Origin of the sequence: Paraplanobispora siamensis (genome assembly GCF_016863175.1) — a bacterium.
Classification (GTDB): domain Bacteria; phylum Actinomycetota; class Actinomycetes; order Streptosporangiales; family Streptosporangiaceae; genus Planobispora; species Planobispora siamensis.
In genome coordinates this window covers 113,809-136,554 of the sequence record NZ_BOOJ01000055.1, presented here as the reverse complement: position 1 = coordinate 136,554, position 22,746 = coordinate 113,809, and the positions used below count along the sequence as shown (strand labels likewise).

Here is a 22,746-nt window from a genome sequence, read left to right as displayed (position 1 = left end):
TGCGTGGCACTGTGGTCAGTCGGTGATGTCGCGGCGTTTGAACACGGTGAGCGCGACGCTCAAGCCTAGAAGGGTGTAGAGGGCGCCGAGGGCCAGGGCCGTGCCGTAGGGGATGCTGCTGGTGCCGCCGTGGGCGAGTGCGCTTAGGGTGGCTCCGGGGGTCCAGTCGGCGATTGTGTCGAGGGCGGCGGTGATGACCGCCTCGACGACCAGGACGTAGCCGACGCCGACGGAGATGGAGATGGCCGCGGAGCGGGTGACCAGGGCCAGCACCAGCCCGATGACGCCCCAGACGAACAGGGTGACGAACAGGTTGAACCATGCGCCGGCCAGGGTCGGCAGGGCGTCCTGGCCCCAGGCGGAGACGTCGAGGTCCGCGCTCCGCGCCGCCGCGGGGGCGACGCCCAGGTTGACGACGAGCGCCACCGTTGCGACGGCGGCCGTCCACAGGGTCAGCGCGCCGACCTTGCCGAGCAGCAACCGGACGCGGTCGGGCTGGGCGGAGGCGGTCAGCCGGATCAGGCCGCTGCTGTAGTCACCGGCCGTCACGATCGCCCAGAACGACAGGGCGACCACTCCGTACATGCTGGCGGCCGAGGACAGGCCCGCCGTGATGCCGTCGGCGGCCTGCCACTGGCCGAGCGTCGGGAAAGTCACCCCCGGACCGCCGTCCGGCGGAGTCTCAGAGGAGCCGACGACCTGCGCCATCACCATGTTGATCATGATGGTGAACAGGATCGTCAGACCGAACCAGCCGAGGATGACGCCCTTGCGGCGGGTCCGCAGAAGCTCGCTGCGCACTGCGTTGATCATGACACCTTCCGTTCCGCAGCCGCGGCGCGGGCTCCCGTGAGGTCCTGGTCGCCGGTGCCGGTCATCTCCAGGAAGATCTCCTCCAGGCTGCCGCGCACGGGGGTCATCGACTTGAGGGTGATGCCGCCGCGGGCGGCGCATCGGTTGAGGTCGGCGCCCTGATGTTCGTCCGCGGCGACGCTGAGCCGGCCCTCGGGCGTGTGCTCGACCTGCCAGCCGTCGGCGGCCAGCAGTGCGAGCAGCGCCGCGGTGTCCCGCGCGTGTTCCGCCGCGATCTCGATCCGCTGTCTCGCACGGGTGAGCAGATCGGTGACGGGGCCGCAGTAGATCAGGTGGCCGAAGCGGATGACGACCAGGAAATCGCAGACCGTCTCGATCTCGGCCAGGAGATGAGAGGAGACGATCACGGTCCGGCCCGCCCTTGCCAGGTCTGCCAGCAGTCCGCGGATCTCGACGATGCCCGAGGGATCGAGGCCGTTGGTGGGCTCGTCCAGGATCAGCAGTTCCGGATCGGGCAGCAGGGCTGCGGCGATGCCCAGGCGCTGCTTCATCCCCAGAGAGAACCGCTTGACGGGTTCGGCGTCCCGCCCGATCAGGTCGACGACCTGGAGCACCTCCTCCACTCGGGACGCCGGCAGTCCCCGCAGCCTGGCCAGTGACATGAGGTTCGTCCTCGCAGACAGGCCCGGCACGAACGCCGGGTTCTCCACCAGGGCCCCGACCCGGTCCAGATAGCGTCCCGGCGCGCTGATCGGCTCATCCAGCACCTCCGCCGTTCCCGACGTCGGCGCGATCAGGCCGAGGAGCATGCGGATGAGAGTCGACTTGCCCGACCCGTTCGGGCCCACCAGGCCGATCACCCCAGCTCGTGGCAACTCCAACGTCAGCCCCTCCAGAGCCGTTACCTCCCCGAAATGCCGTGTGAGCCCAGCCGTCTTGATCACACTCATCATTCCCTCCAAAGCGTGTGAGCGCTCACTCACATAGTGGTGAGCAGAGGTTCCCACTGTCAAACAAGGAGCCTTTTCCATCTTGATCAGCGACTGTCTTCAGCAGCTTGAAGGACGAGGACGGCCTGCACGATCTTGGCGGCTCGATGCGGACAACAGCGCAAGCGGGACAGGATCTTCCAGGCCGTGAGGGTGGCCACGGCGCGTTCACCGATGGCACGGATGCGGGCGTGAGCGCGGTTGACCGACTTGTGGTGGCGTGACAGGCGCGGGCGGTGGGGATGCCGTTTGAACGGCGTGCGGATCGTGCCGCCGGCACCCTGACAGCCCTTGTCCGCGAAGGTCTTGATCCCGGCTACGGTGAGGGCGCCGATCACGCCGACGGTGCGGGCGGCGGGCGGGTCGTGAATGGCATCGGGTAGCGCGGGCGAGGCCCATGCCAGTCGACCTGTCGGGTCGGCCAGGACCCGGACGTTCACGCCGTGGCGGTGATGCTTGCCGGAGTAGAAGGGCTTGTCATCGGCGACATCTGCGCTCGCCTGAGCGGCGGGTTGGCCATCGGCACCACCACCGCCTGGCGTTATGTGCGCGAGGCGGTCGGCCTGGTCGACGCCCTCACCGGCGCCGGCAGTGCAGCTACGCCTCACGCCCGGCTGCTACCTGGGGCTGGTGCCCCTTTCCGTCGTGGGCATCCAATAGCGACGCTTCTGCGTGGTGATGTCGAGAAGCTCGCCACCGTTGGCTTCGATAACCCGCTGGGAAGCGGTATTCGTCCGGTCACACATCACCAGCGCCCGACTGATGTGCAACGATCGCGCGATCGGCAGCGCCGCCGCGAGCATCGCCGTCGCGTGCCCCTGACGACGTGCGCTGGGGCGCACGTCATAACCGATATGACCACCGATCTCCATCAACGCCGGGGTGAGCCGATGACGGATGGCCAGTCTGCCCAGGAATTGCTCGCCGTCGACCCACCACAGCGTGGTCATCGGCACGAAACCGCTGCGTACGCCCGTTTGGGTCCGCTCGCCGAGCACACGCGCGACGTATGTCTCGAAGCCCCATGCGTCTGTCAGAGCTCGCGGATCGACGTCGTCGACGAACCAAGGAACCGGGTAGTCACGGTCGGCCCGAAACTCGGCCACCGCTGCTAGAAACGACTTCCGCAACCCGGCCGTTGGATCGATGAACCCTGGCATGACGACCATGATTGCGCGAGCGTACCCGCAGCTCGACTTCGCCGCGATACCCTTTCATGCCAATTCGTCCCGGCGCGTAAAAGCGATGACCTGCGCCATCAAGTTGGAAAATGCTCCAGGTTGAAAAAGCCTCAGTCTTCCATGCCGCTTCCACCTATCAATATCAGGGCGGCGCACAAAACGATCAATACGATTATGTTGGCGGGGCCGCTGACAGGAGAGAAAGAAGCGCCTGAAGCAGGGCGTCAGAATTTGGATCATCCATTTAGCCCGCCCTTTCGCTGATGCGGTCTCTCTGCGAGGAGAGCTGGACGGTTCCTAGCGAACATCGCCGTGGCAGGCGGAGTCTGAGTAGCAAACTACTCATCTTCCCGCCCGAGGGCCGCTCGCCTCCAGGTGGGCCGGAACGTGCGGCGCCGACCGGTGGCCGCCTCAGCTCGACCGGGCCTTCAAGAGGCTTCGAGAGAGATGCGCGACCGGGAAATCTGAGCAACGCATTACTCAGGCCGATCATCTCGCCGTGCAGGACAGTATCCATGTCCACACACCAGAGAGGATCGAACAATGACTCAGCGGAGAACACCATGGATTCCCGCCGGAATGCGCGCTTTTCGCGAGCTGTGGCGGCGGCCGGTCACGGAACCCGCGGCTGGACGGGAATGCAACGCGCGCCGGAGCTCACGTCTCCTGCTCAGCCTCGGCGCGGTCACCGCCATCACCGCCACCGCGACGGCGGCCACCGTCGGCACGGCCTCGGCCGACGACTTCGGGCCGGACACGTGCCGGCAGGGTTACGTGTGGCGGGAGGCGACGCCGACCGACCGCGTCTGCGTCACTCCGGCGGTCCGGTCCCAGACCCGTGCCGACAATCGGGCGGCCGTGTCACGCCGTGCCCCGGGCGGTGACCCGTTCGATCCCGACACCTGCATGGTGCCGTACGTCTGGCGGGAGGCCGTCCGCGGTGATCACGTCTGCGTCACCACGGCCACCCGTGCCCGGGCCGCCCGGGACAACGCGCTTGCCGCCGACCGTAAGGTGGCCGCCCGTCTGTGGAAGACGAATTACACCATCCCTCCCCGTGACAACGGCGACGGCACCGGCACCGGCGTCTCCACCGACGACATTCCCCGGATCAAGCTCAACGGGGATCACTACAACTTCGGCGAAGTCCGCCTCTACATCCGCTACAACTTCGGCCGTCTAGCGTGGAGCGGCACCGTCACCGCCCGTCCCCAGCCCGGACACGCGGGCGGCGCGTGGGGCGTGAGAACCGGCCTGTTCGACTGCTCACGGGCCGACCGGCCGAACAACGCCTACGCCCGGGCCCGCGACGTGGTCTCCGGACGCTGGTCCCCCCGGCTGCCGCTGTCCATCGGCTGCCCGGTGTTCTGACCGATCCCCGCTGCACAGGGGCCGACCAAGGAGGTCATGTGAGATCCGTCAGAACCGGCTCGGGCGAACGCCCGGCCACCGTGCCGACGGTCGTGACAGAGCCCACCGCCCTCGCTTTCCGCACGGGGTCTCGTTCACCGCACGGCTGTGGGCACATCACCGGACGCCGCCGTGTCGCGGCTCTGGCCGGTGCCCTTCTGCTGATTGTTCCGACCGCCGCCGGATGCGGGAAGAAAGCCGAGATAGTGGCGCTGGCGGTCGACGCGCTGGGCCCGGATCCGTTCTCCAGCACGCCTTTCGGCACAGACCGGAGCCATGTGCAGCCCGTGCCCGACGGCGGGGTCCGGGCCGGTGACCTCCCGGGCCTCTACGGCGGGAGCCTGCGGAAGAAGACCTGCGACAAGGCCTCGCTGGTCAAGTTTCTGATGGACGGAAAGAACGCGCAGAAAGCCCGGGTATGGGCGGAGGTGCGGGGTATCGGTGTCCGGGACATCCCCGCCTACGTCAAGAAGCTGACACCGGTGCTGCTGCGCAACGACACGCTGGTGAAGAACCACGGCTTCAGGAACGGCGCCAAGACGGTGTTCGAAGCCCTGCTCGAAGCCGGAATCGAAGTCCTGGTCGACGACCGGGGTCAGCCGGTCGTCAAGTGCAACTGCGGGAACCCGCTGGCCGCCCCCGACATCCGGGATCCGGCCGATATCAGCCCCGACATCATCGGGGACGCCGAGTGGAGGCGAACCTTCTCCCCGCGGAGGGTCACCATCGTCAGGCCGGACACGACGCGGCGCGTCCGCAGATTCCACCTCATCGACATCGACAACGGCCGGGGCATCGGCCGTCCTGCGGGCGCCAACGCCCGGGATGTCCGGTTGCCCGCTCCGTCGATCCCGCCCGGCGACCAGCGACCGGCGGATCCTGCTTCCCCGGCTGCGCCGTCGATCGTCGGCACGTGGAGATCGTCCGGCCCGATCTCGTCGCTGATAAGCGTCGAGCCGGGCGATGCCGGCGCCTTCATCGGCGTGCTCGCGAGCGATCTTCAGCTCGGGCCCGGCTGCGTCCTGCGCGCGGGCCGCAGAACATGGTCGATGCGGGGCGCCGGTCCCGACTACACCGGCTCCGTCACCGCCGTGGACATGACGAACTGCGGCGAACTCTCCGAGGTTCCGGCCACCTGGCGGCTGACCGGTCACGACACGCTCACGATATGCCTGGACCTCGATCAGCTGCGTTGCGAGACCCTGGCGAGAACGGACGGCTGAGCGCTACTCGCCCAGCAGCGGGCCGAGATCGGTCCTGCGGGAGACACCGAGCTTGTTGAACACATCCTGCAGGTGGTTCTGTACCGTACGGACCGAGAGCACCAGCCGCTCAGCGATGTCCCTGTTGGTCAGGCCCGTCGCGGCGAGCCGGGCGACCTCCTCTTGCCGGCGGGTGAGCTCGGGCACGGTCAGGCGGGCCAGGGCGGGGGTACGGAACTCCTCGCACCGTGACGCGAGTGCTCCCGCCCGGGCCGAGGCCCTGCGGGCCGAGGCCGCGCGGCCCGCCCGCCGGAAGGCTTCGGCCGCCTGAGCGGCGCTCTCGACCGCGTACGGCAGGAACCCGAGCCGTTCGAAGTCGGAGGTCACCGCGTCCAGGCCGGGACCGTCCCCCCGCGCCGCGGCCAGGGCATGGGCCGCGAAGACCTGTGCGAGGTCACCGTCCTGAAGCTCGGCCAGCTCTGCCAGCCGGTCCACGGCTCGTCCGGGAGCACCGAGCCTGACGAGGTCGTGCAGTGCGACCGTCTCGAACGCCACGGCGCCCGCCTCATGTGCCGCCGCCGCAGCGGCCACGGCCAGCTCGACGGCCCTGGTCAGCTCGCCGGACGCCGCGCTGACCCACGGTTCTGTGACGGCGAGCAACATCCGTTCAGTCAGGAAGAAACGGGTCCGGGTGGTGCGGGCCTGTTCCAAAGCCTGCCGCGCCCCGTGCACGTCGCCGGACAGGGCGAGCGCCTGGGCGTACTCCAGCAGGCACATGCCCGTCGCGCCGCCGAGTGCCCCCGGGCCGCTGTCGCGCAGCAACTGCGCCGCCTCCACCGGCCTGCCGCGCAGCCGGGCCGCCATGGCCCGGTAGAACACCAGGGCGTGGACGGCCTGGGGGAACTCTCGCTGTCCCTCCAGCATCCCGGCCAGGCTGTCCGCGGCCGCCTCCATCTCCGTGAGGTCGCCCATGCACATGGCGGAGATGGCCCAGTTTCCGTGCAGAGGCATCACGATGACGGGCACGATCTCAAGCCAGTCACCGACGTTCGCGAGCGCTCGACGGGCTTCGGCCAGCGCCTCGCGATATCGCCCGCACAACCCCAGAGCCGCGGCGCGGGTGTTGAGCGCCTGGGCCGATATGGCCGCCGTGGCGGGCGGCTCGGCCAGCAGGGCTTCGACGAGGGTCAGTATCTCCCGCGGGCTGCTGTCGTTGCTCATGTTGATCAGCATCAGAAGGGTGAGGTCCTGCCGGTGCTTGACCTCGGTGACCTCGTCCCGGATGCGCGACAGCAGCCCCACAGCCTCCTCGATCCGTCCCAGTCCCAGTCCCAGGCTCCACGCGCGGGTCAACGCCAGCTCGGTGCGCTGCCGCTCGTCGCAGGGATGCTCCCACACCCGGGCGAGGACGGCCTCCGCCTCGGCCGGCCGGCCCGCGTAGTTGAACAGCGTGCCCAGCATGATCGCCGAGTCGATCCCGCCGCCGTGCTCGAAGGACGCCCGGGCCAGCCGTATGGCCAGTGAATAGTCGTGCGCGGCCCAGGCCAGACGGCAGGCCCGCACCAGCGGGGCGGGGTCGGGGACGACGCCGCTCTCCAGCCGCCACTGGGCGATCCGGAGCACGTCCTCCCGTCGCCGCGCGCCCAGCGTCTCGATCGATTCGGCCAGGTCACGGTGCCTGCGCCGACTGCGCAGACCCGGCAGGCGGGCTCGTACCGCATCGCCGTACAACGGGTGCGCGAGCCGCACCACGGTGCGGCGCCCGTCGGCGGCGACGCGGATCAGGCCGCGGGCCTCCACCCGCTCGACCGTCTCGCGGCCGGTGAGCGTGGTCAGAACGGCCACGTCGAGCGGCTCCCCGAGTGCGACGAATTCCATCACGGCCGTCTCGTCGTCGCCGAGCCGGCCCATACGCCGCTCGATGAGCTCGATGAGACGGGGAACGTACGGCACCTCACCACACAACCGCCACACGCCGCCGTGGGCCGGCGCCAGCGCGCTCCCGTCCCGGGCCGCGGTCACCAGCTCGCGCAGCAGCAGGGGGTTGCCCTGGGTGAGGGTGTACAGCCGGTCGGCGGTGGCGGGCTCGACGGGGCCGCCGAGCGCCGCCACCAGCACTTCCGTGACCTTGTCGCGGGCCAGCGGAGCCAGATCGAACCGGTCGGCGAGGTCGTCCTTCCACAGTGCCGTGACCGGGTCCGGACAGTCCCGGTCCGTCCGTACCGTGGCGAGCACCCGCAGATCTCCCGCCAGCTGGTGCACCAGGACGGCCGAGGCGGCGTCCAGCAGGTGGGCGTCATCCACCACCAGCAGCACCGGATCGAGTGAGAGGATCGCCTCGCCCGCCCACCCCAGCAGGTTCGAACCCGCCTCACCACGGGGCAGGAACGGGGCGAACACCCCCAGCGGGATCGTCTGGGCGGCCCGCGTCGCACCGACGCGCACCACTTCTCCCCTGCCGGTGAACGCCGCCGCCACCTCCGAGGCCAGACGGCTCTTGCCCACGCCCGCCGGACCTGAGATCAGTACGCTGCGACCCAGTAGCGCCGCCGCCACCTGCTCCCGCTCGGCCTCCCGGCCTGCAAAGGGCCACCTATCCACAGGCGCCTCCCATGGTCCTGCGCCGATCGTACGGCAGGCGCCGGAGCCGGGTACCGCGTAATTCTCTCCCGTACAACGCGAAAACGGCGGCGCCCGCAGGGGCACCGCCGTCGATCGCTCATCGACGCCATCGGGCGCCGGGTGTGTGGCACAGGCGCTGGGCGGAGCTGCGGTCAAGGCCGCCGGACGCCGGGCGATACGGATGATCATCTGTAAGTCATGCGTTGAGGACGGCCTCAGCGTTGACGCCCGTCGATCATCCGGGGACCGGTGGAGGTGCCCTCGGCATCGCTCCTGACCTTCAGGGCGGTCCCGCGGGAGGTGCCGTCGGCAGTCTCCCGGCGCGCTCCTCACCCAGCCTTCGCCGCAGGCGTTCTGGTGTCGCGGGCGGGCGAGGCTGTCGTACGGCGCAGCTGGGGTGGGCGACACCCGGCCCACCGAGGACGTGCCTCATGGGTGGGCATCACCCGCCCTGCCATGCGCCGCTCGGGTGCGGTGGGCCCGCGTGCCCTCCCTGGGCGGCTTGGGAGGGCACGCGGGAGCCTTTCATCCCCTGCGGACGGTGAGCAGGGCGTGGTAGGCGGGCTTGGGGGTCAGGTTCTCGTCCATGATGCAGGCCGCGCCCTCACCCTCGAACCAGTCGGGGACCCAGGAGTGGCGGTCGGTGTAACCCCAGACCGTGAACTCGGCGCAGCGCTTGTTGGCGGCGCAGGTGGAGAGCATCCGCTTGTAGTAGTCGGCCTGGGTGGCCAGCTTCTCCGGGGTCACCGGCAGCACCATGCGCACGTCGGCCTCGGTGATCGCGGCCTCCAGGCCGAGGTCGGTGAACTGGCGCATGATGTCGGCGAAGTCGCCCGGGTAGTCGTACTGGATGCCCAGGTGTCCCTGGAAGCCGATGCCGTGGATCGGCACCCGCTGGGCCTTGAGGTCCTTGACGATGCCCAGCGTGGTGTTGATCTTGTTGGTGTTCCACTCGAGGTTGTAGTCGTTGATGTAGAGCTTGGCCCGCGGGTCGGCCTGGTGCGCCCAGCGGAAGGCGTCGGCGATGTAGCCGGGGCCGAGGTGGGTCAGCCAGATGCTCTGGCGCAGGTTGCCGTCGTCGTCCACCACCTCGTTGACCACGTCCCAGGCGCGGATCTTGCCGCGGTAGCGGCCGACCTCGGTCATGATGTGGTCGCGCAGGATCTTGCGCAGCTCCGCGGCGTCGATGCTGCCGTCGGCGACGCCCTCGGTGAGCCAGGCCGGGATCTGGTTGTGCCAGACCAGGGTGTGCCCGCGCACCTGCTGCCGGTTGCGCAGGGCGTTGCGGACCACCGCGTCGGCGTCCTCCCAGGCGTAGACGCCGCGCTGGGGCTCCACCGACTCCCACTTCATCGCGTTCTCGGCGGTGACGTGGTCGAACTCGCGGTTGAGCACCCGGCGGTAGTCGGCCTCCTCGGCCAGGGCGGTGGCGTTGACGGCCGAGCCCATCCGCACTCCCAGCTTGCGGGCCAGCTCGCGCAGGTTGTCCGGGGTCCTGCCGCCGTGTGCGGCCCGGGACGCGTCCGGCGGCAGGGGGTCGGCCAGCGCGGGTGCCGGAAGGGGTGCGGCCAGTGCGAACGCGGCGGCGGCCAGTACCGGCAGGAGACGTTTCATGCTGCCTCACTCGTGGTCTCGAAGGCGGTCGTGGGTTCCCCGATGGAGCCCCGATAGGGGCTTTGAAACTTTCGAGTGATTTCCGAGATGTTTCGCGTCATGAAACGTAGATGTAAAGGAGCCACGCGTCAACGGTCCGAAAGTTTTCGGTTACTCGGCGCTGACGTACGGCACGCCGAAGAAGTCGCAGCATGCGGAAGAAGGCGCCCACCCCACGCCGCAGATCTCCTCGTGTGGCGGCGGGACGTCCGCCGCCACACGCGTCAGCGGAAGTCGAGCCCCTCGAAGGCGCCGGAGCGGCGCCACCGGTCGATGTGCCGGAAGAAGGCCAGCGCCCCCTGCGGATGGCCGACGTTGAGCCGTCCCCGCGGCCCGGGGTCGCGGCCCTCGTTGTTGTAGTAGCCCGGCGTGCAGTCCGGTGAGCCCAGCATCATCCCCCGGCCCGACAGCAGGAGGTCGACCCAGGCGTTCTCGGCCTGCTCGGTGGCCTCGACCTCGCGGAATCCGTTGCGCAGGGCGTGCTCGACGATCACGGCGATCGTCCTGCCCGCCTCGGTGAGGTTGTGCGGGATGTTGGAGATGAGGTTCGCGCCCTGCGTCGGCTGCACCAGGAAGGCGTTCGGGAAGCCGTGCACGTGGACGCCGTGCAGGGTGCGCATGCCCTCGGCCCAGTACGCGGAGAGCCTGACGCCGTCGCGCCCGGTCATGTCGTAGCCGGCCCGCCGGGTGAACTCGGTGCCGACCTCGAAGCCGGAGGCGTAGACGATGCAGTCGACCTCGTACTCCCGGCCGCCGGCGACGACCCCGCGCTCGGTGATCCGCTCCACACCCCTGCCGTCGGTGTCGACCAGGTGCGTGCCGGGGAGGTTGAAGGACTGCAGATACTCGTCGTGGAAGCAGGGGCGCTTGCACAGCTGGCGGTACCAGGCCTTGAGGTTCCGGGCGGTCTCGGGATCCTCGACGACCGCGTCGACGCGCGCGCGGATCTCCTCCATCTTCTCGAAGTCGGCGTCCTCGAAGGCCTCCAGCATCTTCTCCGGGACGAAGTCCTCGGGCGGCAACGCCATGATCTTGGAGCGGACCCGCCGGGCGATGTCGGTCCAGCCGTCCTTCACCAGGTCCTCCTCGGGCATGGCACCCGTCTGGTTGGCCGTGAAGTTCTCCAGCCAGCGCTCCTGCCAGCCCGGCGTCGCGATCCCGGCGAACCACTCGGGGTCGGTCGGCCGGTTGCCGCGCACGTCGACCGAGGACGGCGTGCGCTGGAAGACGTACAGTTCCCCGCACGCCCGCGCCAGATGGGGCACGCACTGCACGGCCGTCGCCCCGGTGCCGATGACGGCCACCCGCTTGCCGGCGAGCCGGTCCATCGGCGCCCCGGAGGGGTCGCCGCCGGTGTAGCCGTAGTCCCACCGGCTGGTGTGGAAGCAGTGCCCGCCGAACGACTCGATCCCCGGGATGCCCGGCAGCTTCGGCACGTGCAGCGGGCCGACGCCCATGCCGACGAAGCTCGCGGTGAACTCGTCGCCCCGGTCGGTACGGACGATCCAGCGGGATCGCGCCGCGTCCCATTCGAGGTCCCGGACCTCGGTGTGGAAGAGCGCGTCGCCGTACAGGTCGTAGTGCTTGCCGATGCGCCGGCAGTGGTCGAGGATCTCGGGCGCGTGCGCGTACTTCTCCGTCGGCATGTGGCCGGTCTCCTCCAGGAGCGGCATGTACACGAACGACGCCGTGTCGCACTGCGCGCCCGGATAGCGGTTCCAGTACCAGGTGCCGCCGAAGTCGCCGCCCTTGTCGATGATGCGGACGTCGTCGACGCCGGCCTCCTTCAGCCGCGCGCCGGTGACGAGGCCGGCGAAGCCGCCGCCGATGAAGGCGAACGTGACGTGGTCGGTCTTCGGCTCGCGAGGGGTCACCGGGGTGTAGGGGTCGTCGAGGTAGTGCGCGAACCGGCCGGTCAGCCGGATGTACTGGTCGTTCCCGTCGGGGCGGAGCCGCTTGTCGCGCTCCTGCCGGTACTTGCGGCGCAGGGCCTCTTTGTCGATGCGGGTGCCGGCGTCCATTACCCAGCAATACCAGAATATTGTTCGCTTGTCCCCGGGCCTCCTGCGGCCGCCCTCACACCTCACGGGTGATCCCTGTGCGGGGCGGGGGTTCCGATACTGCCATCGCCCGTACGGCGCGCCGAGTGACGTGAGGTGACGGAGATGAGTGGTGCGTACCCGGCCATCGAGGACCATGGGATCGTCGGTGACCTGCAGACGGCGGCGCTGGTGGCCGCGGACGGGACCGTCGACTGGTTCTGCAGTCCGCGCTTCGACTCGCCGAGCGTGTTCGCCTCCCTGCTTGATCACGGTAAAGGCGGATATTTCCGTATCACTCCGGATGTCAAGGACTACGTCACGCGGCAGCTCTACCTGCCCGGCACCGCCGTCCTCATCACGCGCTTCATGACCCCGGAGGGGGTCGGAGAGGTGATCGACTTCATGCCGGTCGCCGGTTCCACGGCGACCGAGCGCCACCTCCTGGTCCGGGTGGTGCGGGTGGTCCGCGGGGAGATGCGCTTCGTCATCGAGTGCGTGCCCGCCTTCGACTACGCGCGCGGGGAGCACCGTACCGAGATCACCGACGACGGGGTGGCGTTCCGCGGCGGGGGGTTCGCCGCCAACCTCTCCTTCGTCCGCATGCCGGGCAGGGAGGCCGGGACCGCACCGGGCCGCGAGGCCGGGACCGCACCGGGCCGCGAGGCCGAGGCCGAGATCCGGCGCCACGGGCGGGGCGGCGTCCGCGCCGTCATCTCCGGCGCGGCCGGGCAGAGCGGTGCGCTGATCTTCGAGACCTCGCCCTCCGGCCCGCCGGAGCGGTGGTCGCGGGACGCGGTTCTGGCGATGCTCGAGGACACCCGCGACTTCTGGCGCGGCTGGCTGCGGCAGTCCCGCTACCGGGGACGCTGGCGCGACATGGTGGAGAGGGCGGCCATGACGCTCAAGCTCATGACCTACGCCCCCACCGGCGCGCTGATCGCGGCCGCCACGACGGGCCTGCCCGAGCAGGTGGGGGGCGAGCGCAACTGGGACTACCGCTTCACCTGGGTGCGCGACGCGTCCTTCTCCGTCTACGCGCTGCTCGGGCTCGGCTTCGACCGCGAGGCGGAGGCCTACCTGCGGTGGCTGGGTCAGCGGATCCAGGAGGGGAGCGAGCGGTCGTCACCGCTGCAGATCATGTACCGGATCGACGGCTCGTCCGACCTGAGCGAGGAGACGCTCGGCCACCTGGAGGGCTATCGCGGGTCACGGCCGGTGCGCATCGGCAACGGCGCCGCCACCCAGCTCCAGCTCGACATCTACGGTGAGGCGCTGGACTCGATCTACCTCGCCGACCAGCACGGGATCCCGATCGGCCACAACGGCTGGCGCCACCTGCGCGACACCGTCGACTGGCTCTGCAAGCACTGGGACCAGCGCGACGCCGGACTGTGGGAGACCCGCGGCGGGCACCAGGACTTCGTCTACGGCCGGTTCATGTCGTGGGTCGCCCTCGACCGGGCCATCCGCATCGCGCGGACCCGCGCCCGCCCGGCCGACCTGGCCCGCTGGACGAGCGCGCGGGACGAGATCTACCAGCAGGTCATGGACCGGGGCTGGAACGCGAAGATGTCGGCGTTCGTGCAGTACTACGAGGGTGACGTGCTCGACGCCTCGATCCTGTACATGCCCCTGGTGGGCTTCATCGCGCCGGGCGACCCGATGTGGCAGTCCACCCTGCGCGCCATGGACGAGGTGCTGGTCTCCGACAGCCTCGTGTACCGCTACGACCCGATGGCCTCGCCGGACGGGCTGCGCGGCTCGGAGGGCACGTTCTCGATGTGCACGTTCTGGTACGTCGACGCCCTGGCCCGCTCCGGCCGGCTCGACGAGGCGCGCCTGACGTTCGAGAAGATGCTGACCTACAGCAACCACATCGGCCTGTACTCCGAGGAGATCGGGCCCACCGGGGAGCAACTGGGCAACTTCCCGCAGGCCTTCAGCCACCTGGCCCTCATCACCGCGGCCATGAACCTCGACCACCAGCTCGACCGCGGCACCGTGCCCGGTGCCGCGGCCGGCTTCGACGAGGGCTCCGACGGGGGCTTCAGCGTCGGCTTCAACGGGCCGGCGGTTCGGACGGCTCCGACGGTGCTTCCTGCGCGGTCTCCTGCGTCTGCTCGCGAGGAAGGAACAGCGCCGCGACGAGACCGATGAGCGTGACCACCACGAGGATGATCAGGGCGGTCGCGAACGGCCGCCCTCCCGGATACTCGACCGCCGCGATGACCGAGCCGGCGAGCGCGACGCCCAGCGACGATCCCAGGTTCGACACGCTGCGCGACAGGCCGGAGATGTCCTCCTGTTCATCCTCCGGGAAGGCCGACTGCACGACGTTCACCGACGAGGTCAGCATGGTCCCGATCCCGAGCCCCATCAGCAGCAGCCCGGGAACGAAGCTGATGATCGAACCGCCGTCCCGCGCCAGCAGCAGCAGGAGCACCATGCCGGTGGACATGAACACGAACCCCACCCGGATCAGCCACCGTTGCGAGTGCCTGCGCGCGAACCTCTCGGCGGCGGCCGAGGCCGCCAGGACGCCGAGGGTGGCGGGAGTGAGCATGAGGCCGGTCTGGATGGCGTTGTAGCCCCAGACCTGCTGCAGGAAGACGGAGATGACGAAGAACGACCCCTGCATGGTGAGCCACTGGATGTTCTGCGTCACCAGCCCGAGGTTGGAGGTCCGGCTGCGGAACAGGCCCGGGGACATCAGGGGTTCCCTGCCCGCTCTCTCCCTCGACCTGATGTGCAGGAAGAACCAGAGCAGGACCAGCGCGCCGATGGCGAGGGACGGCCACACCGGGGAGATCCCGCCCTGCGGGATCAGTACGGTGCCGCCGATCGCGAAGTCCTGGTTGGCGGTGCCCCAGCCGTAGGTCCCCGACAGCAGGATGCCGAACACCACGAAGAACAGCCCGGCGGCCGAGAGGATCGCGCCGGTCAGGTCGAAGTGCGGCCGGGACCCCTTCTCCACCGGCTGGGGATCGACGATCTTCCGGGAGAGGAAGATGATCCAGGCGACGACCAGGGCCTGCGCGATGAAGGAGGCGCGCCAGCTGATCGTGCTGGTGATGAGGCCGCCGATGAGCGGGCCGGCCGCCGCGCCCAGACCCGCCGCCCCGCTGACGACGCCGAAGTACTTGGCGCGCGTGGTGACGTCGTCGAAGGCCACGGTGATCAGGATGTAGATGGGCGGGATCATCAGGGCCGACCCGATGCCCTCGAGCAGCGAGTAGCCGACGATCATCAGGCCCAGCCCCTGGGCGACCGCGGCCAGGACGGCGCCCGCCCCGTACACCAGCAGTCCGATCCTGAAGCAGGCCTTGCGTCCCAGGATGCCGGTCATCTTGCTGCCGACGATCATCAGGGAGGCCATCGTCAGGGTGAACAGCGTGATCGTCGTCTGGATGCCGGTCACCGTCGTGCCGATGTCCTTGGCGATGGCGGTGATGGCGACGTTCATGTTCGTCGCGGCGTAGCTGGCGATGAACTGCGCCAGCGCCAGAGGCAGGACCATCGACCGCGCGGCGGCAGCCGTACTGTTCACATGGCTCATGACATGCTCACCCGGCTCATGACATGCTCACCCGGCTCATGACACGCTCACCGCCGTCGCGGGCGCGGTGCGCTCACGCCGTCGCAGGATGGCCTTGTACACCTCCGAGACCGGGATGATGAGGGCGCCCACCACGATGCAGATGATCCACTGGGTCAGGCTCATGTCCACGGTCCCCAGCAGCCGGTGGAAGAAGTCGAACCCGCCGGCCAGGATGATCGCCGCCGCCGACACGCCGCAGGCGATGAGGAAGGGCCGGTCGGGCTGGTCGCCGCGGCTGAAGATCGACCGCTTCTCATCCTTCACGGTCATCGAGAAGAACACGTTGAACAGCGAGAACGTGGTCACTCCCATGGTCCTGGCGAGCTGGTCGTCGTACGTCCGGTCGGCCCACCAGACGACGCCGAGCGTGCACACCCCCAGCACGAATCCCGCCACACCCAGCCAGACGAACAGGCGGCGGTCGAGGATCTGCTCGTCGGCCCGGCGCGGCCGGCGCCGCATGAGGTCGGGCGCGGGCGCCCCGTAGCCGAGGCCGATGGCCTGGGAGACCTGCACGGTGAAGTTGATCCAGAGCGTCTGCAGGGGGAGGAACGGCACGCCGCCGACGACGTTGAAGATGCTGGCGCCGAGGAAGGTGACGACGAAGCCGATCAGCGTCCCGATCTGGAACTTGATGTACTTCTTCAGGTTGTCGTACAGGCCGCGGCCCATCTCGACCGCCCTGACGATCGTGGAGAAGTCGTCGTCGGTGAGGATCATGGTCGCGGCCTCCTTGGAGACCTCGGTGCCGGTGATGCCCATCGCGATGCCGATGTCGGCCCGCTTGAGCGCCGGGGCGTCGTTCACCCCGTCACCGGTCATCGCCACGACGTGGCCCTTCTTGCGCAGGATGTCGACGAGGCGGACCTTGTGCTCCGGGGCGACCCTGGCGATGACGCCGACGCCGTCGATCTCGCGCAGGGCGGTCTCGTCGTCCATCTCGGCGAAGGTGGCGCCCGTGATCGCGCGCCCGGGGATGCCCAGCTTGTTCGCGATGGCCTCCGCGGTCACCGCGTGGTCGCCGGTGATCATTCGGACCTCGATGCCGGCCTCGCGGGCCCTGGCGATCGCGGCCTTGGCCTGCGGCCGGGGAGGATCGACGATGCCGACGAGCGTCAGCAGGGTCAGCCCGTTCACCAGGGAGAGCAGGTCCGCCTCGGGGTCGAACCCGTCGGGGTCGAAGTCTCTGCGGGCGGTGGCCATCACCCGCAGGCCCTGCTCGGCCAGCCGCTGGTTCTCGGCCAGATAGCGCGCCCGGAAGTCCTCACTGGCGGGGACGGGGCCCAGCCCCGGGTCGAGGACCGAGTCCGCCCTGGCGAGCAGCTGGTCCGGCGCGCCCTTCACCAGGCAGCGGATCACCTCGACGCCGCGCTCGTCGGGCATCCGGTGGAAGGTCGCCATGAGCTTGTAGGCCGCGTCGAAGGGCACCTCCGCGACGCGCGGATACTGCTGGCGGGTGGCCCGCGAGTCCAGGCCGCCCTTCTCGGCCAGCACGACCAGCGCGCCCTCCGTCGGATCGCCGACGAGGGCGCCGTCCTCGACCTCGGCGTCGGCGGCCAGGGCCATCGGCAGCAGGAACTGTTCGAGCGGGACGTCCGGCTGCCCGGCGACCCGCTTGATCGTGCCGTCCGTCGAGTAGCCCGACCCCGAGATCGTGTACCTGCGGCCGGGCAGCGTCATCTCGACCGCGGTCATCTGGTTCAGCGTCAGGGTCCCGGTCTTGTCCGAGTTGATCGCCGAGGTGCAGCCGAGGGTCTCGGTGGAGCGCAGCCGCTTGACGATGGCGTTGGCCTTGGCCAGCATCTGCGTGCCCATCGACAGGATGGTCGTCACCACGGCGGGCAGGCCGGTGGGGATCGCCGAGACGGCGAAGGCGATCGAGGCGGTGAAGACCTGCGCGAAGGTGTTGCCGCGCGCCAGGTTCAGCAGCATGGACAGGACGAGGGCGAAGCCCGAGATCACCAGGATCTGGTTGGTCAGCTTGGCCAGCTGCCGGGTCAGCGGGGTCTCGGTCTCCTCCTCGGCCTGCAGCATGCCGGAGATGTGGCCCACCTCGGTCGCCATGCCGGTGGCGGTCACCACGAGCTCGCCGGAACCCCGGGTGACGTTGGTGTTCATGAACGCCATGGTGATCCGGTCGCCGAGGTCGGCGCCGGGCGACAGCAGCGCGTTCGCGTCCTTGGGGACGGGCGTGCTCTCCCCGGTGAGCGCGGACTCGTCGATCTCCAGGGTCGCGCCCCGGATGATGCGCCCGTCCGCCGGGACCAGGTCACCGGCCTCGACGGAGACGATGTCCCCGGGGACGAGCTGCTCGGCGGGGACCTCCGTCAGGGCGCCGTCCCGCCGGACCTTCGCCTTGACGATCATCATCTTCTGCAGCGCGGAGACGGCCGCCGCCGCCTTGCCCTCCTGCCGCAGGCCGAGGAAGGCGTTGAACAGGGTCAGTGCGAGAAGCACGATGCCCGTGCCGTACTGCTTGAGCGGGTAGAGGCTGATGACGCCTGCCACCAGCAGGACGATCTGCATGGGGTCCGCGTACTGGCGCAGGAAGGCGCGCCAAGCCGGCTCCGGTTTCGCCTCGGCGAACTTGTTGGGACCGTAGCGCTGCGTGCGCACGCCGACCTCGTCGGCGCTGAGTCCCCGGCCCGGTTCGACGTTCATGGCCTTCAGCGCCTCGGGAACCGGAACTGCGGAGAAGTCGGCCGGTGCCGGAACGTCCAGCCCCTGACCCGCTGAGGACGGTGTCATCGGTTCCTCCCATTCACCACTGGTCGCGAGTGTGCTGTCCGGAACCTCGGGTGAACGTCACCCGGCAGGGGTGAGCCCTCCCGCCCGCCGGGGCGGTGAGAGTGCCGGTGACAGGGCTCGGCCCGGCGGGCCCGGCGGGCCCGCCGGACGGCGGTGTCCGGGAGGGGCGGCTTGTCGTGCACGAGGTTCAGAGCGGGCAGGAGCGGGTGGACTACACAGGGGCCGTGTACGGCTCACTGCTCGCCGCCTCGGTCGTCGCCGGGACGACCCCGGGCAAGGACCCCACCCCGGGAGTGATCGTCAGTGTGCTGATCCTGGCCACCGGGCTCGTCTTCTGGTTCGCGCACGTCTACGCCAGGCTGGTGGGTGAGCGCCGGTACGGCGAGCGGCTGACCTGGGCCCACACGCGCCGGGTGGGCAGGGCCGAGCGCCCGCTGGCCGAGGCCGCGCTCCCGCCCGCGCTGGTGGCCGTGCTGTGCTGGGCGTTCGGCGTCTCCGACACGACGACCGGGTGGCTCACGCTGGTGACGGCGCTGGCCGGCCAGGTGGTCTGGGCCACCGTCGCCGGCGTCAGGGCCAACATCGGGCTGCACCTCGTCGTCGCCTCCGCGGTGGGCAACCTGCTCATCGGGATGATGATCGTCGTGCTCAAGGTGGCCCTGACGCACTGACGGCGGAACCCGCCCTGACCCGGGGCGCACGGCGGTTCTCACCCGGACGGGGTGAGGTGGCCGGCACGCCGCGCGGAAATGGTTCATGCGGCGGAGGTTCGCCGGCACGGCGCATCGGAGGACGGAACCATGGCAGAGGCCGAGACCACGGACAGAACCCCCACCCCCAAGGCGTCGGGCACCTTCGGCCTCTCCCAGGCCACGGCGCTGATCCTGGGGAGCATCATCGGCGTCGGCATCTTCAACCTGCCGTACTCCCTGGCGTCCTTCGGCCCGATCAGCATCGTCGCGATGGCGGTGACCACGGTCGGCGCGCTGGCCCTGGCGCTGATGTTCGCGGCGCTGTCGCGCCGGCTGCCCGCCGACGGCGGGCCGTACGCCTACGCGCGGGTCGCCTTCGGCAACGGGGTCGGGTTCGCCAACGCGTGGTCGTACTGGATCACCGCCTGGGCGGGCAACGCCGCGATCGTCACCGGCTGGGTCTACTACGTCGAGAACTTCGTCAACGAGGACGGCGCGGTCCTGTGGTCCATCGTGATCGCGCTGGTCGGCCTGTGGGTGCCCGCGGCCATCAACCTCTCCGGAGTGAAGAACATCGGGGCCGTGCAGGTGTGGACGACGGTCATCAAGTTCGTCCCGCTGGTGATCATGTCGACGGTCGGCCTCTTCCTCATCAGCACGGACAACTTCCAGCCCTGGAACGCCAGCGGTCAGAGCAACCTGCAGGCGATCGCGGGCGCCATGGCCATCTGCCTGTTCAGCTATCTGGGCGTGGAGACGGCCGCGGTGGCCGCGGCCAAGGTCCGCGACCCGGAGAAGAACATCCCCCGCGCCACGGTGTTCGGCACGCTGGCCAGCGCCGTCGTCTACCTGCTCTCCCTGACCGCGGTCTTCGGCACCGTGCCCTCCACCGTGCTCGGGGAGGAGGCGAACAAGGCCTCGTACTCGGTGGCGGCCAACGCCATGGCGGGCGGCGGGACCTGGGCCGGTGACCTGGTGGCGCTGGCGGTCATCGTCTCCGGCTTCGGCGCGCTGAACGGGTGGACCATGATCTGCGCCGAGATGCCGCTGGCCGCGGCCCGCGACGGGCTCTTCCCGCAGAGCTTCGGGAAGATCTCCAGCCGCGGCGTCCCCTCGGTCGGGATCGTCGCCTCGACGGCCCTGGCCTCCCTCGCCATGGTGGTCAGCTTCATGGGGGCCAGCGGCGCGACGGTGTTCAACACGCTGGTCCTGATGACCGGGATCACCGCGGCCATCCCGTACGGCTTCTCGGCACTGGCGCAGATCCGGTGGAGGTGGCGGGACAACCGGCCCGTCCACACGCCCAGGTTCGCCCGCGACCTGACGGTGGCGGTGCTGTCGCTGATCTTCTCCGTGCTGTTCATCTGGTACTCGCGCAACACGGGGGAGACCGACTGGTACCTCGTGTGGGGCCCGTTCCTCATGGCGGCCGCGGCCTTCCTGATCGGGATCCCGGTCTATCTCCGGATGCGCACCCGGATGACCAGCCCCGGCCCCGTACCCCCCTACCACTGACCTCGACAAGGAGACGAAGGCCATGACCTTCCACGTGGACTCCGAGATCGGCCGGCTCCGCCAGGTCATCCTGCACCGGCCGGGGCTCGAACTCAGCAGACTGAGCCCGGCCAACGTCGACGAGCTGCTGTTCGACGACGTCCTGTGGGGCAAGCGGGCCCGTGAGGAGCACGACGCCTTCGCGCAGGTGCTGCGCGACCGCGGAGTGACGGTGCACTACTTCGGCACGCTGCTGGCCGAGGTGCTCGACAACCCCGGCGCGCGGGAGTGGGTGCTCGACCGCGTGCTGACCGACGACACCGTGGGGCCCACCCTCGTCGAGCCGCTGCGCAGGCTCGCCCAGGATGTGGAGAGCGAGCGGCTGTCCGAGATGCTGATCGGCGGCGTCATCAAGGCGGACCTGAGCAGGTTCAGCGTGAGCGGCCTGCGCTGGGAGCTCATGAACGCCGACGACTTCCTGCTGACGCCGCTGCCCAACCACCTGTTCCAGCGCGACAACTCGGCCTGGATCTACAACGGGGTCAGCATCAACCCGATGGCCAAGGCGGCCAGGGCGCGCGAGTCGGTGCACAGCGCCGCGATCTACGAGTTCCACCCGATGTTCGCCGGTGCGGACTTCAACATCTGGTACGGCGCCGGCGGGGTGGGGCACCAGCCCGCCACCCTGGAGGGGGGCGACATCCACGTCCTGGGCAACGGCGCCGTGCTGATCGGGCTGGGCGAGCGCAGCACGGCCATGGGCATCGAGAACCTGGCGCGCGCGCTGTTCGCGGGCAAGGCGGCGAGCAAGGTCATCGCGGTCGAGCTGCCGCACTCGCGGGCGATGATGCACCTCGACACCGTCATGACGATGATCGACGTCTCGACCTTCGTCATGTACCCCTACCTCGATCCGGACCTGCGGTCCTGGACGGTGCTGCCGGCCCGGGACCCGGAGCTTCCCGGCGGGCTGGAGATCGTCCGCAACGACGACTTCTTCCAGACCCTCGCCGAGGCCCTGGAGGTGGACCGGGTCACGGTGCTGCGCACGGACGAGGACCTGCGGGCCGCCCAGCACGAGCAGTGGGACGACGGCAACAACTTCCTCGCCGTCGAGCCCGGCGTCATCGTCGGCTATGAGCGCAACGTCACCACGAACACCTACCTGCGCAAACACGGCATCGAAGTGATCACGATCGCGGGAAGCGAGCTCGGGCGAGGTCGCGGCGGGCCGCGGTGCATGTCGTGCCCGATCGAACGAGACCCGGTCTAGGAGCTGAGGAGCCGACATGACCTTCAACCTGCACGCGCGCAACTTCCTCAAGGAGCTCGACTTCACCCCGGCGGAGTGGAAGTACCTGCTGGACCTGTCCGCGAGCCTGAAGCAGGCGAAGTACGCGGGACTCGAACGGCCCCGGCTCACCGGCAGGAACATCGCGATCATCTTCGAGAAGACCTCCACGCGCACGCGCTGCGCCTTCGAGGTCGCCGCCCACGACCAGGGGGCGCACGTCACCTATCTCGACCCCGCGGGGTCGCAGCTCGGGCACAAGGAGTCGGTCGAGGACACCGCCCGGGTCCTGGGGCGGATGTTCGACGGCATCGAGTACCGCGGCTTCAAGCAGGAGCACGTCGAGACGCTGGGGCGGCTGGCCGGCGTGCCCGTCTGGAACGGCCTGACCGACGAGTGGCACCCGACGCAGACGCTCTGCGACATGCTCACGATGCGCGAGCACAGCAGCAAGCCCGACCAGGAGATCACGTTCGCCTACTGCGGGGACGCGCGCAACAACATGGGCAACTCCCTGCTCGTGGCGGGGGCGATGATGGGGATGGACGTCCGGATGGTCGCCCCGCAGTCGCTGTGGAACCACGATGACGTGATCAAGCAGGCGCAGCGCATCGCCGAGGGGACCGGCGCGCGCATCTCGCACACCGAGGACGTCGCGCAGGGGGTGGCCGGCGCCGACTTCGTCTACACCGACGTCTGGGTCTCGATGGGCGAGCCCAAGGAGGTGTGGGACAAGCGCATCGAGCTGCTGCGCCCCTACCAGGTGAACGCGGAAATGATCAACGCCACGGGCAACCCGCACGTGCGCTTCATGCACTGCCTGCCCGCCTTCCACGACCGCAGGACCAAGGTCGGCGCGGAGATCTTCGAGAAGACCGGGATGGAGGCCCTGGAGGTCACCGACGAGGTCTTCGAGTCCCCCCGCTCGATCGTCTTCGACCAGGCCGAGAACCGGATGCACACGATCAAGGCCGTCATGCTGGCGACCATGGGCGCGTAGGGGGAGGAACG

16 protein-coding genes are annotated in these 22,746 nt (G+C 69.5%); 7 read left to right on the top strand and 9 right to left on the bottom strand.

Annotated elements, in window-relative coordinates; genetic code table 11:
* Window positions 1–15 precede the first annotated feature (15 nt).
* The 4 genes from Psi01_RS31880 to Psi01_RS31860 all read right to left on the bottom strand — a co-directional run bounded on the left by Psi01_RS31880 (window position 16) and on the right by Psi01_RS31860 (window position 2,962).
* Window positions 16–813, bottom strand: coding sequence for a DUF2705 family protein (locus Psi01_RS31880; RefSeq protein ID WP_204067836.1), 798 nt, complete (start codon window positions 811–813; stop codon window positions 16–18).
* Window positions 810–1,763, bottom strand: coding sequence for an ABC transporter ATP-binding protein (locus Psi01_RS31875; protein ID WP_275424620.1), 954 nt, complete (start codon window positions 1,761–1,763; stop codon window positions 810–812). The genes Psi01_RS31880 and Psi01_RS31875 overlap by 4 nt, the downstream gene beginning before the upstream one ends.
* A gap of 86 nt (window positions 1,764–1,849) precedes the next feature.
* Window positions 1,850–2,347 carry a transposase family protein gene (locus Psi01_RS31870; protein ID WP_373872520.1) on the bottom strand — a complete coding sequence of 166 codons (498 nt, stop codon included), beginning with the start codon at window positions 2,345–2,347 and terminating at the stop codon, window positions 1,850–1,852.
* A 72-nt stretch (window positions 2,348–2,419) separates the two neighbouring features.
* Window positions 2,420–2,962 carry a GNAT family N-acetyltransferase gene (locus tag Psi01_RS31860; RefSeq protein WP_204067834.1) on the bottom strand — a complete coding sequence of 181 codons (543 nt, stop codon included), beginning with the start codon at window positions 2,960–2,962 and terminating at the stop codon, window positions 2,420–2,422.
* A 600-nt stretch (window positions 2,963–3,562) separates the two neighbouring features.
* On the opposite strand from Psi01_RS31860, the gene Psi01_RS31855 reads away from it, so the two are divergent.
* On the top strand, window positions 3,563–4,354 hold the full coding sequence (locus tag Psi01_RS31855) for a hypothetical protein (RefSeq protein WP_204067833.1): 792 nt from the start codon (window positions 3,563–3,565) through the stop codon (window positions 4,352–4,354).
* 245 nt (window positions 4,355–4,599) lie between these two features.
* Entirely contained in the window at window positions 4,600–5,616 is a 1,017-nt protein-coding gene (locus Psi01_RS31850; protein WP_204067832.1) for a DUF6777 domain-containing protein, read from the top strand.
* Between the two features lie 3 nt (window positions 5,617–5,619).
* Here the strand turns inward: Psi01_RS31850 and Psi01_RS31845 are convergent, their stop codons facing one another.
* The 3 genes from Psi01_RS31845 to Psi01_RS31835 form a co-directional block, all read right to left on the bottom strand.
* Window positions 5,620–8,196, bottom strand: coding sequence for a LuxR C-terminal-related transcriptional regulator (locus tag Psi01_RS31845; protein ID WP_204067831.1), 2,577 nt, complete (start codon window positions 8,194–8,196; stop codon window positions 5,620–5,622).
* 546 nt (window positions 8,197–8,742) lie between these two features.
* A complete protein-coding gene (locus Psi01_RS31840) occupies window positions 8,743–9,831 on the bottom strand; it encodes an endo-1,4-beta-xylanase (RefSeq protein WP_204067830.1) in 1,089 nt (362 codons plus the stop codon).
* Window positions 9,832–10,094: 263 nt separating this feature from the next.
* Entirely contained in the window at window positions 10,095–11,891 is a 1,797-nt protein-coding gene (locus Psi01_RS31835; RefSeq protein ID WP_204067829.1) for a flavin-containing monooxygenase, read from the bottom strand.
* Window positions 11,892–12,035: 144 nt separating this feature from the next.
* Here Psi01_RS31835 and Psi01_RS31830 point away from each other — a divergent pair, with 144 nt between their 5' ends.
* A complete protein-coding gene (locus Psi01_RS31830) occupies window positions 12,036–14,069 on the top strand; it encodes a glycoside hydrolase family 15 protein (protein WP_204067828.1) in 2,034 nt (677 codons plus the stop codon).
* Here Psi01_RS31830 and Psi01_RS31825 read toward each other — a convergent pair.
* A complete protein-coding gene (locus Psi01_RS31825) occupies window positions 13,972–15,459 on the bottom strand; it encodes an MFS transporter (protein WP_204067827.1) in 1,488 nt (495 codons plus the stop codon). The two genes, Psi01_RS31830 and Psi01_RS31825, sit on opposite strands and share 98 nt — an antisense overlap.
* 45 nt (window positions 15,460–15,504) lie before the next feature.
* The gene (locus Psi01_RS31820; RefSeq protein ID WP_204067826.1) at window positions 15,505–18,258 is read right to left on the bottom strand and encodes a cation-translocating P-type ATPase; all 2,754 of its coding nucleotides are present in this window, start codon (window positions 18,256–18,258) and stop codon (window positions 15,505–15,507) included.
* Between the two features lie 176 nt (window positions 18,259–18,434).
* Between Psi01_RS31820 and Psi01_RS31815 the strand changes: the two genes are divergently transcribed.
* The 4 genes from Psi01_RS31815 (at window position 18,435) to argF (ending at window position 22,735) form a co-directional block, all read left to right on the top strand.
* Window positions 18,435–18,929, top strand: a complete 495-nt coding sequence (locus Psi01_RS31815; RefSeq protein ID WP_204067825.1) for a hypothetical protein — start codon at window positions 18,435–18,437, stop codon at window positions 18,927–18,929.
* Between the two features lie 129 nt (window positions 18,930–19,058).
* Window positions 19,059–20,465: an amino acid permease gene (locus Psi01_RS31810; RefSeq protein ID WP_204067824.1), complete on the top strand. Its 1,407-nt coding sequence runs from the start codon at window positions 19,059–19,061 to the stop codon at window positions 20,463–20,465.
* 22 nt (window positions 20,466–20,487) lie between these two features.
* A complete protein-coding gene (locus Psi01_RS31805) occupies window positions 20,488–21,717 on the top strand; it encodes an arginine deiminase (RefSeq protein WP_204067823.1) in 1,230 nt (409 codons plus the stop codon).
* 16 nt (window positions 21,718–21,733) lie between these two features.
* Window positions 21,734–22,735 carry an ornithine carbamoyltransferase gene (argF, locus tag Psi01_RS31800; protein WP_204067822.1) on the top strand — a complete coding sequence of 334 codons (1,002 nt, stop codon included), beginning with the start codon at window positions 21,734–21,736 and terminating at the stop codon, window positions 22,733–22,735.
* The last annotated feature ends 11 nt before the right edge of the window (window positions 22,736–22,746 follow it).